The 13,571-nt window shown below is 71.3% G+C and carries 14 protein-coding genes and 2 pseudogenes; 14 read left to right on the forward strand and 2 right to left on the reverse strand.

The features are described from left to right. The first annotated feature begins 29 nt into the window (after window positions 1-29). The 14 genes and pseudogenes from ACIPPM_RS01200 (at window position 30) to ACIPPM_RS01265 (ending at window position 11,315) form a co-directional block, all read left to right on the forward strand. Window positions 30-482 carry an anthrone oxygenase family protein gene (locus ACIPPM_RS01200; RefSeq protein WP_401441839.1) on the forward strand — a complete coding sequence of 151 codons (453 nt, stop codon included), beginning with the start codon at window positions 30-32 and terminating at the stop codon, window positions 480-482. Next, window positions 479-1,021 (forward strand): hypothetical protein, encoded by a 543-nt coding sequence (locus ACIPPM_RS01205; protein ID WP_401441840.1) that lies wholly within the window; start codon window positions 479-481, stop codon window positions 1,019-1,021. The genes ACIPPM_RS01200 and ACIPPM_RS01205 overlap by 4 nt, the downstream gene beginning before the upstream one ends. Further along, window positions 1,018-2,895, forward strand: coding sequence for an asparagine synthase (glutamine-hydrolyzing) (asnB, locus tag ACIPPM_RS01210; RefSeq protein ID WP_401441841.1), 1,878 nt, complete (start codon window positions 1,018-1,020; stop codon window positions 2,893-2,895). The genes ACIPPM_RS01205 and asnB overlap by 4 nt, the downstream gene beginning before the upstream one ends. A gap of 88 nt (window positions 2,896-2,983) precedes the next feature. Beyond that, on the forward strand, window positions 2,984-3,355 hold the full coding sequence (locus tag ACIPPM_RS01215; RefSeq protein WP_401441842.1) for a TcmI family type II polyketide cyclase: 372 nt from the start codon (window positions 2,984-2,986) through the stop codon (window positions 3,353-3,355). After that, window positions 3,352-3,783 carry a cupin domain-containing protein gene (locus tag ACIPPM_RS01220; protein WP_401441843.1) on the forward strand — a complete coding sequence of 144 codons (432 nt, stop codon included), beginning with the start codon at window positions 3,352-3,354 and terminating at the stop codon, window positions 3,781-3,783. The genes ACIPPM_RS01215 and ACIPPM_RS01220 overlap by 4 nt, the downstream gene beginning before the upstream one ends. Further along, window positions 3,780-5,063: a beta-ketoacyl-[acyl-carrier-protein] synthase family protein gene (locus ACIPPM_RS01225; protein WP_401441844.1), complete on the forward strand. Its 1,284-nt coding sequence runs from the start codon at window positions 3,780-3,782 to the stop codon at window positions 5,061-5,063. Before ACIPPM_RS01220 ends, ACIPPM_RS01225 begins: the two co-directional genes overlap by 4 nt. Further along, complete coding sequence (locus ACIPPM_RS01230; protein ID WP_401441845.1) at window positions 5,060-6,319, forward strand: ketosynthase chain-length factor; 1,260 nt, start codon at window positions 5,060-5,062, stop codon at window positions 6,317-6,319. The genes ACIPPM_RS01225 and ACIPPM_RS01230 overlap by 4 nt, the downstream gene beginning before the upstream one ends. 29 nt (window positions 6,320-6,348) lie before the next feature. Further along, a pseudogene (locus tag ACIPPM_RS01235) lies at window positions 6,349-6,795 on the forward strand (SRPBCC family protein); the annotation flags it as partial. Window positions 6,796-6,840: 45 nt separating this feature from the next. Then, window positions 6,841-7,557, forward strand: a pseudogene (locus ACIPPM_RS01240) (SDR family NAD(P)-dependent oxidoreductase); the annotation flags it as partial. A 29-nt stretch (window positions 7,558-7,586) separates the two neighbouring features. Beyond that, window positions 7,587-8,336, forward strand: coding sequence for an SDR family NAD(P)-dependent oxidoreductase (locus tag ACIPPM_RS01245; protein WP_401441846.1), 750 nt, complete (start codon window positions 7,587-7,589; stop codon window positions 8,334-8,336). Between the two features lie 2 nt (window positions 8,337-8,338). Beyond that, on the forward strand, window positions 8,339-8,662 hold the full coding sequence (locus ACIPPM_RS01250) for an antibiotic biosynthesis monooxygenase family protein (protein ID WP_401441847.1): 324 nt from the start codon (window positions 8,339-8,341) through the stop codon (window positions 8,660-8,662). Beyond that, window positions 8,659-8,967, forward strand: a complete 309-nt coding sequence (locus ACIPPM_RS01255) for an antibiotic biosynthesis monooxygenase family protein (RefSeq protein WP_401441848.1) — start codon at window positions 8,659-8,661, stop codon at window positions 8,965-8,967. Before ACIPPM_RS01250 ends, ACIPPM_RS01255 begins: the two co-directional genes overlap by 4 nt. A 186-nt stretch (window positions 8,968-9,153) precedes the next feature. Then, entirely contained in the window at window positions 9,154-10,572 is a 1,419-nt protein-coding gene (locus tag ACIPPM_RS01260; protein WP_401444106.1) for a peptide MFS transporter, read from the forward strand. A gap of 53 nt (window positions 10,573-10,625) precedes the next feature. Then, window positions 10,626-11,315: a TetR/AcrR family transcriptional regulator gene (locus tag ACIPPM_RS01265; protein WP_401441849.1), complete on the forward strand. Its 690-nt coding sequence runs from the start codon at window positions 10,626-10,628 to the stop codon at window positions 11,313-11,315. Here ACIPPM_RS01265 and ACIPPM_RS01270 read toward each other — a convergent pair. Both ACIPPM_RS01270 and ACIPPM_RS01275 read right to left on the reverse strand, forming a co-directional pair. Then, window positions 11,214-11,888, reverse strand: a complete 675-nt coding sequence (locus ACIPPM_RS01270; protein WP_401441850.1) for a BTAD domain-containing putative transcriptional regulator — start codon at window positions 11,886-11,888, stop codon at window positions 11,214-11,216. The two genes, ACIPPM_RS01265 and ACIPPM_RS01270, sit on opposite strands and share 102 nt — an antisense overlap. 302 nt (window positions 11,889-12,190) lie before the next feature. Further along, on the reverse strand, window positions 12,191-13,570 hold the full coding sequence (locus ACIPPM_RS01275; protein WP_401441851.1) for a hypothetical protein: 1,380 nt from the start codon (window positions 13,568-13,570) through the stop codon (window positions 12,191-12,193). Window position 13,571: the final 1 nt, after the last annotated feature.

The following is a 13,571-nucleotide window of genomic DNA, read 5'->3' on the forward strand; positions in this document are numbered from 1 at the left end:
ACAGGACCCGGAACGGGAGGCCACAGGCCGTGGTGGAGACACTGAGTGTGCTGGTGCTACTGGGCACCGGCCTGGTGGCGGGAGTGCTGTTCGCCGTGGCGATCAGTGTCATGCCCGCCCTGATCGCGATGACGCCCGACCGCTACGTCGACACCCACAAGCTGCTCGGCAAGCGTTACGACCGGATCATGCCGTTCATCGTGAGCGGCTCCGTCCTCGTCGACGCGGCCCTGGCGGTACGCGCCGACCACACCTCGTCCCGCGTGCTGTTCATCGCCGCCGCGCTCGCCATGGCCGGTGTCGCGGTCGTGTCCCAGACGCGGAACGTCCCGATCAACAACCGGGTCAAGAAGACCCGGCCCCAGGACCTCGGCCCCGGCTGGGAGGACCCGCGCTTCCAGTGGCGCGACTGGCACCTGCTGCGCACCTGCTTCGCGATCGGCGGCTGCACCCTGACGGCCGCGGCGGTGGTGCTGTCATGACCGCGGCCGAGCACCCGGTCGGCACGGCCCGGATCAGCCGCGCCGCACGCGACGACGAGGAACAGGCGAACGCCAACGCCCGGATGATCGCCCTGCTGTCCCGGCCCGACGCCGGACCGGTCGCCACCCACCTGGCCCTGGTCCACTTCACCGGGCGACGCAGTGGCAGACCGTTCACCGTGCCCGCGGGCGTGCACCGCCACGACGGCGCCCTGTACCTCGCCACCTCCAGCTCGTGGCGCCACAACTTCGCCACCGGCGCCGACGGCGAGCTGACCTGGCAGGGCCGCCGCACCCCGGCGAGCTTCACGCTCGTCCGGGACGCCGAGCTGACCACCCGGGCCTACCTGGACCTCTACCGGCGCTACGGCCGAGAAGTCGCCCAGCGCCGTCTGGGGATCGCCGTGACCGACGGGCCGGAGCCCACCATGGACGACTTCCGAGCCGCCGTCGCCACCCTTCCGCTCACCCTTGTCGCCGTGACGGTCAAGCCGGGCGACACCGCTGAACTCGCCGTGAATGAGAGGACTTCCCGATGAGCGCAATCGCCGGCTGGGTCGACTTCCAGCGGGATCTGTCCCCGCACGCCGGCATCGTGGAGTCGATGGCGGCCACCCTCGCGCACCGCGGCCCCGACGGCCGGGGCCTGTGGGCCGAAGGACACGCCGTGCTCGCCCACCGCCGCCTCGCCCTGCTCGACATGACCGAGACCGGCCACCAGCCCGTGGTGCACCGCACCGAGAGCGGAAGCCCGGTGGCCGTCCTCGCCCTGGACGGCGCCATCACCAACGACGTGGAGCTGCGCGCCGAACTGGCCTCGAAGGGACACCGGTTCACCGGCCGTGGAGACGCGGAGACGGCTCTCCACGCCTACCTGGAGTGGGGCACCGACTTCCTCACCCACCTGGAGGGCATGTTCGCGATCTCCCTGTGGGACGTGCGCGAGCAGCAGCTGCTGCTGGCCCGCGACCGCCTCGGGGTCAAGCCGCTCAGCTACTACCCGACACCCGACGGCGTGCTCTTCGGCTCCGAGCCCAAGGCACTGCTGGCCCACCCGGACGTGGCCCCCGTCGTCGACGCGGACGGACTGCGTGAACTGTTCGCGCACAGCCGCAAGCCCGGCACCGGCGTCTTCCGCGGCACCCGCGAGGTCGTCCCCGGCCACGTACTGATCGTGCGGCCTTCCGGCAGCCACGAGCAGCGCTACTGGTCGCTCCCGGCCAGGCAGCACACCGACAGCCTCGAAACCACCATCACCACCGTCCGCGGCCTGCTCGCCGCCGCCGTCGACAGCCACCTGCGAGCCGACGTGCCCGTGGGCGCCATGCTGTCCGGCGGCATCGACTCCAGCGCCCTGACCGCCCTGGCACACCGCGCGCTCACCGGCGCGGGCACCGGCCCGCTGCGCAGCTTCTCGGTGAACTTCACCGGCTACACCGAGAACTTCGAGCCGCACCCCACGATGCGTTCCACCCCCGACGCCCCCTACGCGGCGCTGGCCTCCGAACACATCGGCTCCCGGCACAGCGAGATCCTGCTGGACACGGGGGCACTGACCGACCCGGCTGTGCACGCCTCGTCCCTGCGCAGCCAGGACGCCCCCTCGCCACTCGGGGACATGGACGTCTCCCTCATCCGGTTCTTCGCCCGGCTGCGCGAGGCCGGAGTCACCGCCGTGCTCTCCGGGGAGACCGCCGACGAGGTCTTCAACGGCTACTTCTGGGCCTACGACCCCCGGCACAGCAACTCCCACACGTTCCCATGGGTCTCCTTCGAACGCGGCCACGACGCGGCCGCCGGGGGACTGGGCACGTCCATGATCGACCGGCAGCTGCGCAAGGACCTCGACTTCATCGGCTACGCCGACCAGCACTACCGCGACGCCCTCACCGAGGTCCCGCACGTCGACGGAGAACTCCCCGCCGAGCGCCGGGCCCGCGAGGTCACCTACCTCGCGCTCACGCGCTGGGCCCCCACCCACCTCGACCGCGCCGACCGCATGAGCATGGCCCACGGCGTGCAGCTTCGGCCGCCGTTCTGCGACCGGGCCCTGGTGGAGTACGTCTACAACGTGCCGGCCGCGCTCAAGCGCGTGGACGACGTGGAGAAGAGCCTGCTGCGCTCCGCGGTCGCGGACCTGCTCCCCGAGGCGGTGCTGCACCGCAGGAAGAGCGCCTACCCGACCACGCAGGAAGCCGCCTACGGCGACTTCGTCCGCCGGCGGTTCACCGAGCTGGCCACCGACCGCGGCGCCGCCGTGGCGAGCCTGCTGGACACCGCCGCGGTCGCCCAGGCGGCCGGCTCCGCCAACTCGCCCAAGGGCGCCTTCGCCTGGGTCGAACGAGCCGGCATGGAAATGGTGCTGCAGCTCGAGACCTGGCTGACCGAATACCGCATCGACCTCAAGCTCTGACCCCCGCTCCACCGGTCCAGACCGTTTCGAGACAGCTTCGAGAACCGCCCGCGAGGGTGGGAACGACCGAAGCAGCCAGGAGGGCAACGTGCACCGCACTTTGATCGTGGCGCGGATGAATCTCGCCGACGCCGAGGGCGTCGCCAAGGTCTTCGCGGACTCCGACAGCACAGACCTGCCGCAGATGGTGGGTGTCTCCAGGCGGACCCTGTTCGCCTTCCACGACCTGTACTTCCACCTGGTGGAGGCCGAGCAGGACATCGGCCCGAACCTGTACAAGGCGCGCAGTCACCCGCTCTACGACGACATCAACACCCGCCTGCAGCAGTACATCTCGCCCTACGACCCGAACTGGCGGGAGCCGCGCGACGCGATGGCCGTGCCGTTCTACACCTACACCCCCGAGGACGGCCCGGTCGTCACCAAGCCGTCCGGCCCGACCCTCGGCGGTACCCGATGACGACAACGGCCCCCACCACCAAGGTGAACGTGGAGGAAGTCGCCTCCAACCGCAAACGCGGCGGCGACATCCGCATCACCCTCAGCCCCCGTACCGTCGGCTGTGCCTCCGGCTTCGGCGGAACGCTGCGGCTCGCGGCGGGCGAGTACGTCACCGAACACCTGCACCCGTACTCGGAGGAGTTCCTGCACGTCGTCGCGGGCGAGCTGAGCATCACCCTGGACGACGAGGCCGTGGCCCTGCGGCCGGGCGACTCCGTGCTCGTGCCCATCGGCGTGCGCCACCGGCTGGTCAACACCGGCCAGGAGACGGCACAGGTGGTCTTCCACCTCTCCCCGCTGGCACCGCGGCCGGAACTCGGCCACGTCGACACCGAGGCACCCCTGCACGACGGCGGCGCCAACCCCGATGTCGGAGGCCCGCGATGAGCCGCCGCGCCGTCATCACCGGCATCGGCGCCGTCGCCCCCGGCGGCGTCGGCCGCGAGGCGTACTGGGACCTGCTGTCCAACGGGCGGACGGCCACCCGCGAGATCACCCTGTTCGACGCGGCGAACTTCCGGTCCCGGGTCGCCGCCGAGTGCGACTTCGACCCGGCCGCCGCCGGCCTCGGCGCGCAGGAGATCCGCCGTATGGACCGGGCCGCCCAGTTCGCGGTCGTCGCCGCCCGCGAGGCGATCGAGGACAGCGGCATCGACCTCACGGCCGGCGATCCCGCCCGCACCGGAGTCAGTATCGGCAGCGCCGTCGGCTGCACCACCGGCCTAGAGGACGAGTACGTCGTCCTGTCCGACAGCGGCAGGAACTGGCTCGTCGACCACTCCTACGGAGTACCCCACCTGTACGGCTACATGGTGCCCAGCACGCTGGCCGCCGAGGTGGCGTGGCAGGCGTCCGCCGAGGGACCGGTCGCGCTGATCTCCACCGGCTGCACCTCCGGGCTCGACGCGGTCGCCCACGGTGTCCAGCTGATCGAGGAGGGCACCGCGGACATCGTCATCGCCGGGGCGACCGACGCGCCGTTGTCGCCCATCACCTCGGCCTGTTTCGACGCCATCAAGGCCACCACTCCCAACAACGAGGACGACGCCCCCACCGCGTCGCGGCCCTTCGACGGCCGCCGGGACGGATTCGTCCTCGGCGAGGGCGCCGCCGTCATGGTGATCGAGGAGGCCGGGGCGGCCCGTCGGCGCGGCGCCCAGGTCTATGCCGAGGTCGCCGGTTTCGCCAGCCGCTCCAACGCCTACCACATGACCGGTCTCAAGGCCGACGGACGGGAGATGGCCGAGGCCATCCGCGTCGCCCTGGACCGGGCCCGGCTGGACGCGGGCGACATCGACTACATCAACGCGCACGGCTCGGGCACCAAGCAGAACGACCGCCACGAGACGGCCGCGTTCAAGCGCAGCCTCGGCCCGCGGGCGTACGACGTCCCGGTCAGTTCCATCAAGTCGATGATCGGGCACTCGCTGGGCGCCATCGGCTCCCTGGAAATCGTCGCCTGCGCACTGGCTCTGCGCCACCAGGTGGTGCCCCCGACGGCCAACCTGTCGGTCCCCGACCCGAAATGCGACCTCGACTACGTGCCGGTGACAGCTCGAGAGCACCGCATGAACCACGTGCTGAGCGTCGGCAGCGGATTCGGCGGCTTCCAGAGCGCCATGATCCTCAGCCGCCCCGCCGTCGGCAGCGGAAGGGAAGCGGCATGAGCGCGCTCGGCATACCCGAGGGGCGGCGCCGCCCCTCGGTCGTCACCGGCCTCGGCGTCATCGCTCCCACCGGTCTCGACGTGCGCAGGCACTGGGACGCGGTACTGGCGGGCAAGAGCGGTCTGGGCCGCATCACCCGCTTCGATCCGACGTCGTACCCGGTCAAGGTGGCCGGCGAGGTGCCGGGATTCGAAGCCGACGAGCACATACCCGGCATCCTCGTCTCCCGCACCGACCGGTTCACCCACTTCGCGCTGGCCGCGGCCGAGGCGGCGCTCGCCGACGCGCAGGCCGACCCCGCCCGGATGCCCGAGTACGAGATGGCCGTGGTCACCGCCAGCTCCTCCGGCGGCACCGAGTTCGGCCAGGGCGAGATGGAGCGGCTCTACCAGAACGGACCCGCCTGGGTCGGCGCCTTCCAGTCCATCGCCTGGTTCTACGCCGCCACCACCGGCCAGGTCTCCATCCGGCAGGGCATGCGCGGCCCCTGCGGGGTCATCTGCGCCGAGCAGGCCGGCGGCCTGGACGCCCTCGGCCAGTCCCGCAGACTGCTCGACACCGGTTCCCGGCTGGTGCTGTCGGGCGGCACCGACGCCTCCCTGTGCCCGTACGGACTGACCGCCCAGCTCTCCACCCGCGCCCTGTCCACCGTGGACGACCCCACCCGCGCCTACCTCCCCTTCGACGAATCGGCCGACGGCTACGTCCCCGGCGAAGGCGGCGCCATGCTGGTCGTCGAGACCGAGGACGGCGCCCGCGAACGAGGCATCGGCCACTACGGCCGAATCCTCGGCTACGCCTCCGGTTTCGACCCCGCGCCCGGCTCAGGCCGACGGCCCGCCCTCACCTCGGTCGTTCGCCGGGCCCTCGCCGATGCCGACGTCACCGCCGAGGACATCGACGTCGTCTTCGCCGACGCCGCCGGTGTGCCCGAGGCCGACCGGGCCGAAGCCGACGCCATCAACACGGTGTTCGGGCGCGGCCGGGTGCCGGTGACCGCCCCCAAGACCCTCACCGGCCGGCTGTACGCGGGTGGTGCGGCGCTGGACGTCGCCACCGCCCTGCTCAGCCTCACCGCAGGCACCATCCCGCACACCGCGGGGTCCGGAAGCGGCGACCACCTGGGCATCGACCTGGTCGTCGAGCGCCCCCGGCGCGCCACACTGCGCACCGCCCTGGTGCTCGCCCGCGGGCACGGCGGCTTCACCTCCGCGCTCGTCCTCGGCGCGGGGGACCGCACCGGCCCCCTCACGTGACATCCCCGAACCCGAAAGGTAGGAGAGCGATGGCGGGAAACACCACCAACTCCATCGTCATCGACGCCCCCATGGACTTCGTCTGGGAGCGCACCAACGACGTGGCGTCGTGGACCGAACTGTTCAGCGAGTACTCCGTCGCCGAGATCATCGAGCAGGACGGCCCCACCGTCACCTTCCGGCTCGCCCTGCACCCCGACGAGAACGGCAAGGTGTGGAGCTGGGTGTCGCGGCGCACCACCGACGCCGAGAACCGCACCGTCCGCGCCCAGCGCGTGGAGACCGGCCCGTTCGAGTACATGAACATCCACTGGCAGTACACGCAGACGGACGACGGCGTCCGGATGCGGTGGACCCAGGACTTCCACATGAAGGAAGGAGCCCCGCTCGACGACGCGGGCATGACCGAGCGCATCAACCGCAACACGCTCGTCCAGATGAGCCTCATCAAACGGAAGATCGAGACCGAGGCCCGCGCCCTGTCTGCTCCGTTCGCCGACCTCGCGGGCAAGCGGGTCCTGGTCACCGGCGGCTCCCGGGGCATCGGCCGCGGAATCGTCCTCGCGGCCGCGGCGGCGGGCGCCGACGTCATCACCTGCTACCGGCGGAACAACGACCACGTCACCACGCTCGGCAAGGAGCTGGCCGGGCTGCCCGGCGCCGGTCACCTGGTGCAGGCCGACGCCGGTGACCCGGCCGGTGCCCGCCTCCTGGCAGAACGGGCCCGGGACTTCCTCGGGGGTCTGGACGCGGTCGTCAACAACGTCGGCGACTTCACCCCCGCCCCCTACGCCGACCTCACCGACACCGCGTGGGCCGCGGCCGTGCAGTCCAACCTCACCGGCACCCACCAGGTCACCCAGGCCGCGCTGCCCCTGCTCGCGAGGGGCGCCTCGATCGTCAACCTGGGCTCCACCGTGGCCCGCATCGGCATGGCCGGGGGTGCCCACTACACGGCCGTCAAGCAGGGCCTGGTCGGCCTGACCCGGTCCCTGGCACGCGAACTCGGCCCACGAGGGATTCGCGTGAACACCGTCTCTCCCGGTCGCATCGACACCGAGGCCCTGGACGAGCTGCCGCCCGAGGCAGCCGCTCAACAGCGCGCCGTCTTCTCGAAGTTCGCCGCCCTCGGACGGCTCGGCACACCCCAGGAGATCGCCCGGGTCGTGCTGTTCCTCATCAGCGACCAGGCCTCCTACATCACCGGCCAGGACATCCACGTCGACGGCTGCGTGTGAACCGTTCCCACACCCCGAAAGGACTTCAGATGGAACTCGGACTGCAGGGCAAGAAGTTCCTGGTCACCGGCGGCTCCCGGGGCATCGGCCGGGCCGTCGTCCTCGCCGCGGCCCGCGCCGGCGCCGACGTCGTCACCTGCTACGTGCAGGAGAGCGAGCACGTCGAGAGCCTGCGCCGAGCGCTCAAGGAGACCGGCGGGGACCACCACGTCGTACGCGCCGACGTCGGCGACCTCGCGCAGATCGACGCGCTGGTCGAGACGGCGAAGGAGAAGTACGGCAGGCTCGACGGCATCGTCAACAACGCCGGTGTCATCAGCCACATCCCCTTCGCGGAGCTGGCCCCGACGGAGTGGTCGCGTGTCCTCGACACCAACCTGACGGCCACCTACCGCGTCATCCAGCAGGCGCTGCCGATGCTCGGCGAGGGCGCCTCGGTCGTCAACATCGGCTCGCGCGGCGCGGCCGCGGGCATCCCCCTGCGGGCCCACTACACCGCGGCCAAGGCCGCGATGATCGGCCTCACCCGCTCCCTGGCCAAGGAACTCGGCGGCAAGGGCATCCGCGTCAACGTGGTCGCGCCCGGAGTCATCGAGACCGAGGCCTTCGACTCGATGCCCGCCGAACGCGCCGAGGGCCTGCGCGCCATGTACTCCCAGAAGACGGCTCTCGCCCGGCTCGGCCGCGTCGACGAGCTGGCCGCCCCGGTGCTGTTCCTGCTCAGCGACCTGTCGGCCTACGTCACCGGCGAGACCCTCAACGTCGACGGAGGTATCTGACCATGGCCGACGCCACCTTCCGGGTGATGCTCAAGATGCACATCAAGCCCGGCATGGAAGCCGACTTCGAGCGGGTCTGGAAGGAGGTCGGCAGCTCGGTCACCGACCACCCGGCCAACCGCGGTCAGTGGCTCTCCAGGAGCACCACCGAGAACGAGGACGGCATCTACTACATCGTCAGCGACTGGGTGGACGAGCCGCAGTTCCGCGCCTTCGAGACCAGTGACACGCACCTGCACCACCGCACCAGGCTGCACCCGTTCCGCAGCGGCGGCTCGATGGCCACGATGGAGATCGTCGCGAGCCTCTCGGGAGCGGCGGCATGACCACCGCCCCCGCCGTCGAGGTGGTGCTCTACCACCTGTCCGACCAGCACGAGGACGTCCTCGCGGCCTACCACGAGGCCAGCCGCCGCATGGCGGGCACGCCGGGTCTGCTGGGCAACCAGCTCATGACCGAACTCGGCCGTCCGGACAGCTTCGTCGTGGTCAGCCACTGGGAGACCTGGACGGCCTTCGAGACCTGGGAAGGCGGTGCTGCCCACAAGGACCAGACCGCCCCCCTGCGCGCATTCCGCGACACCGGACGGACCCGCCCGTTCGAGGTCTACAAGGTCCTCGCCAGTTACTGAGGCCGGCGCCCGCGCCGGTCCCGAGAGGTCACCACCGCCGCCGGGGCGGGGGGCGTTCCGCGCGCCCCCCGCGCTCCTCGCGGCCCCAAGCCCGCCCCCGGGCCGCATCGCCTCCGGCCGAACCACCCGGGGCAGGACGGAGAGACAGCCGTGAAGACCCCGAGCCGTACCGGCAGCGGGCTTTTCGTGCCACCCGCGCCCAGCGACACCGCTCCGCCATCCGGTGGCCGCAGAGGTCTTCTCACGCTCCTCGGAGTGGACCTGTGGGAGCGCTTCAGCTTCTTCGGCATGGCGGCGATCCTCGTCCTGTACCTCACCGCCGCTCCGGCCGACGGCGGACTGGGCATGTCCCAGCAGACGGCCACCGCGCTCTTCGCCACCTACATGTCCCTGAACTTCCTGGCCGGCCTGCCCGGGGCCTGGCTCGCGGACAGGGTCCTGGGAGCACGCCGGGCCGTGCTGGCGGGCGGCTGCCTCATCGCCTGCGGTCACGCCGTACTCGCGATCACGGCCGCCCCCGCGCTGTACACCGGTCTGGCACTGGTCGTCGTCGGCACGGGCCTGGTCAAGCCGTCCCTGGCCGCCATGGTCGCCGCGAGCAGTGGCACGGCCAAGCGGGAGCAGGCGTTCTCCCGCTTCTACATGTGCATCCAGGTCTCGGCGCTGCTCGCCCCGGTCGTCACCGGGGCCCTCGCGGAGAAGGTCACCTGGCACCTGGGCTTCGCCGCGGCCGCGTTCGGAATGGCAGCGGGCCTCGCCCAGTTCCGGATCGGCCTGCGTGTGCTCGACGGCATCGGCAGCGCCCCCAGCCGCCCCCTGACCCCGGCGGAGGCCCGCACCGCCGCGCGGCGCGTCGGCGCGGTGGTCGTTCTGGGCGCCGTCGCCGTGACCGTCGTCGTCCTCGGAGTCGTTCCGCTGCTCGCGGTGCTGGCGCTCCTGGGTGTGGCCACGGTGTGCCTGCCGTTTCTCTATCTGCGTGCTCTGGGCCGTCACAGCGCGGTCGAACACCGTCGGCTGACCGCCTTCACCGGGCTCATGGCCGCCTCGGCGGCTTTCTGGATGATCTTCGCCCAGAGCGGCTCCGTCCTGTCGCTCTTCGCCGCGCACCACACGGACCGGGACGTGCTCGGCTTCACGGTCCCGGCGAGCTGGCTGCAGTCCGTGCACCCGTTGTTCATCCTGCTGTTGGCGCCCTTCGTCGGCCGTCTCCGCGCGGCGACGACCACCAAGTTCGCCGGTGCGCTGGCCGCGGCCGGTGCGAGCGTCTGCGTCATGGCACTGGCCGCCCTGCTCGCCACGACCGGCGACGTCTCGATGGCCTGGCTGGTCGCCGTCTACCTGTTGCTCTCCCTGGGCGAGATCGTGCTCGCCCCGGTCGGCCTGGCGTTGGCCGCCGCCGTCGCCCCACCCGGCTACACCAACCGGTTCCTGGCGCTGAACGGCATGTTCGCCGCGGTCGGCGTGGTCCTCGGGGGGCAGTTCTACCGTCTGACGGCCGTCGTGCCCCAGCCCGCGTACTTCCTGATGCTGGGGGGCGTCGCCCTGGCCGCCTGCGCGGCCGTGGCGGGCACCGCCAAGCGGCTGAGTCCCCATCTGCCCGACTGACCGGGGCGCGTGGGCGGACCGCGACATCCCTGCGAGGAGAAAGAGGCCGAGGAGTGCGTGCGGACCCGGTCGGACAGATCAGGAGGCGGCGCCGCCGAAAGGGCGCGCTCACACGTGAGCAGATCATCCAGGCCGCCGTGGAGATCAGTACCGAGGAGGGGCCGGGCGCCGTCACCTTCCGCGCCCTGGGCAGCCGCGTCGGTGTGGTGGCCAGCGCGCTCTACCGGCATTTCGCCGACAAGAACGACCTCATGCTCGCCCTGGCGGACCAGGTTCTCACCGAGGTGGCCGGGCAGTTCCACGCCGGCGGTGACTGGGAGTCCGATCTTCGGCAACTGGTGGCGCTCACGCGGGACACCGCCAGGCGTCATGCCTACACGGTCGCGTGGCTCGGCCATCGCGACACCGGCGGACCCGGTGGCCGGGCGGTGGCACTGATCGCCCTGCGGCTGCTCCTCGAAGCCGGGCTGACCCCGGAGCAGGCCCACCGTCACTTCGTCCTCCTGCGGGACATGGTGATGGGGACGCTCACCGCCGAGGCCATGCGGGAGTCGCTGGACCCGGACACCCGGCGCCGCGACGACCGCGCACTCGCGGCGCTGTGCACCCGTATCGCCCGCGACGAGCCACGCCTGGCCGGACTACCGGTCCTGGTCGTGGTGGCCGCCCGCGAGGACTACCACGACCTCCAGTTGGCACTGCACCTCGACGCCATCCACGCCACATCGAGGGGCAACGGATAGCGACAGCCGACCGGCGGACACCCCCTCCACATCGAACGCCCGCCCTGGAAGGCGGGACCGCCCGCCCATGAAGGCAGGGCCGATGGAGGCAAGGGGAGGCGCAAGGGGAGGGGCTGCACCGACGGCGCCGGCTCCGACCCCGGGACGCGCCCCGGACATACGCCCACCGCACCGCTGCCGAAGCGACCGCCCAGCTGCGGCCGCCGCGAGCCTGTGGAGCGTGGCCCGTCGCGGCCCGAAGCCCCGGAGAAGCCCTGAAGCCGCCACCACACCCCGCCTCGCTGTCACGGGGTGCGGCGGCAGCCTCCTGCACCCAGTTCGGCGACGAGACCGGTCCTCCCCGGAGTCGAGGAGGATGTGGGCGCGCAGTTCCACCCCCTCCAACCTCAGTTCCTCCAGCCGGGTCCGCTCACGCTGCGCCCATGCGGAGCCGGTCACATCGGCGTAGGCGGGTCCGCGCCAGGCTACGAGTGCCGCACCGAGATCGGTCACCGCGGCGGGGTTGCGGCGGGCTCGGGCCAGGGGCCTGGCCACGCTCACCAGGATCTGTCCGACGAGTGGTGAGCGCCTCATCGCACTCCCCCCCCCGGCCGGGGGGCGTCCGCATGTGTACCGATGTCCTGAACGCACCGCGGCGCCGGGCGGCCGGTGCGTGGTTCGGAGCCGACCTTCCCGTACGCCCACCAGGCGTGCTCCCGGCTGGTCAGCCCCAGCACTCGGCGTGGAAATCCGTGTTCTTCGACAGGTCGAACAGGACACCGAGCGGTCCGGTCTGCCGATCTCCGTCGGATTTGGCACCTCGCCATCATTGAGCTTCGACCAACGCGAAGGTCAACACCGACGAGCGGTGCCACCACCCTCATCGCCAGCAACAACTAGACCCAGATCTCGTGTTCGTTGCGGTAGTGCGGCCACGGGCGCCCGGCCTGCCGTGCGGCGAGGACGTGCTTGATGCCCGCAACCCACGAGCCCGGCCGCACCAGCTCGATCAGATAGCGGTCCAGCTCGGAGCGACGCATCTGCAGCGTCCAGCCCGGCGTCATCGTCAGGCCCCCCGGTAGTGCCACGGCCCGCAGCTGCTCCTGCTGGTGGATCTCCATGATGACCTCGCCCTGCTGCAGGTCCGCCTTCCCCGGCGGGCGTACCCAGCGTGCGTCCAGGCCGGCCACCTGCAGCAGGCGGGCCAGTAGAGGGCCGGAGGTCTCCACGGTGGCCACCGTGTAGTCGCCGATCAGCCGGGCGCAGGCCACGGGATGCAGCGGGTAGTTCGCCCAGGGCACCCGCAGCGGGTCGCGAGCCGTGCTGTCGAGGCTGGTGGCGTGGATGTTGTGTTCCTCGCGGCCAGCCGCGATCCCTGCGCGTTGCAAGGCATTGTCGACGTTCTGCTGAAGGTGCTCGTTGAACTGCTCGGAGGACAGTCCTTGCTGGGCACATCCGTACTGGTCGATGACGAACAGGGCCCGGCTGCCGGGCACCTCGGTGGCGTGGACGCCCTCAGTTGCGGCCCGCTCCAGGGCCTCGCGCAGCACGTCCAGGTGCGTGCGAAGGGGCAGGTTCAGGTCGTAGAGGAGCTCTGAGGCGTTGTCCCCCGGCAGCGGGCCGCCATCCAGCACCGCCTGGCGGGCCTGGTTGATCCGCCGTAGCTGAGCGCTCTTGGTGTTGTTCGAGTTGGTCTTGATCTCTTCCGTGCGGGGCGGGTGCTTTCCGTCCCAGACCGTGATGTCGCCGATGCGTAGGCAGTTGGTCAGGTCGTGCAGGAGCGCGAAAGCACCGTCCTCCTTGAAGGCCCTTTCGACATGTTCGCGTTCCGCTTGCAGCCCAGCCTTGCCGTGCATCAGACCGGGCGACTGGTTGCGGCACAGAGCGAGGATGAACGGGCGGTGGAAGCCGAAGACCCGCCAGGCCAGCGCATCACCCACCGAGCGCAGCTGGCGGGCCAGTCGGTCGCACACGTCCTGCTCGAACCGCCAGGTCGCCACCTCGGCGAGGTCGCGGCCCGACTGGGGCTCCGGCGCCTCCGGGTGCGGCCCCTTCCCGCTGCGCATCCGTTTGGCGGCACGTTTGAACCCGGCACGGTCCTTCTCCACCTCCAGCAGGCGCTCGAGCAGGTCCCGTTGGAACTCGACCCCGGCCTCCACCGTCTCGCAGTCGCGGAGCTGCTGAATGAGCTGAGTCAGGACCGGCTGCATCGCCTGATGGCGAGGGTGCACCATCATGTCGTCGGGATGGTAGGCGTCGGCGTCGAACAAGCTCATC

The organism is Streptomyces sp. NPDC090119, assembly GCF_044747085.1.
Classification (GTDB): domain Bacteria; phylum Actinomycetota; class Actinomycetes; order Streptomycetales; family Streptomycetaceae; genus Streptomyces.

What these genes read in the sequence shown, in the direction of transcription:
- ACIPPM_RS01205 (WP_401441840.1), top strand. Translation starts at nt 479, where the DNA reads ATGACCGCGGCCGAGCACCCGGTCGGCACGGCCCGGATCAGCCGCGCC.
- asnB (WP_401441841.1), top strand. Translation starts at nt 1,018, where the DNA reads ATGAGCGCAATCGCCGGCTGGGTCGACTTCCAGCGGGATCTGTCCCCG.
- ACIPPM_RS01220 (WP_401441843.1), top strand. Translation starts at nt 3,352, where the DNA reads ATGACGACAACGGCCCCCACCACCAAGGTGAACGTGGAGGAAGTCGCC.
- ACIPPM_RS01225 (WP_401441844.1), top strand. Translation starts at nt 3,780, where the DNA reads ATGAGCCGCCGCGCCGTCATCACCGGCATCGGCGCCGTCGCCCCCGGC.
- ACIPPM_RS01230 (WP_401441845.1), top strand. Translation starts at nt 5,060, where the DNA reads ATGAGCGCGCTCGGCATACCCGAGGGGCGGCGCCGCCCCTCGGTCGTC.
- ACIPPM_RS01245 (WP_401441846.1), top strand. Translation starts at nt 7,587, where the DNA reads ATGGAACTCGGACTGCAGGGCAAGAAGTTCCTGGTCACCGGCGGCTCC.
- ACIPPM_RS01250 (WP_401441847.1), top strand. Translation starts at nt 8,339, where the DNA reads ATGGCCGACGCCACCTTCCGGGTGATGCTCAAGATGCACATCAAGCCC.
- ACIPPM_RS01255 (WP_401441848.1), top strand. Translation starts at nt 8,659, where the DNA reads ATGACCACCGCCCCCGCCGTCGAGGTGGTGCTCTACCACCTGTCCGAC.
- ACIPPM_RS01270 (WP_401441850.1), bottom strand. Translation starts at nt 11,888, where the DNA reads ATGAGGCGCTCACCACTCGTCGGACAGATCCTGGTGAGCGTGGCCAGG.
- ACIPPM_RS01275 (WP_401441851.1), bottom strand. Translation starts at nt 13,570, where the DNA reads ATGAGCTTGTTCGACGCCGACGCCTACCATCCCGACGACATGATGGTG.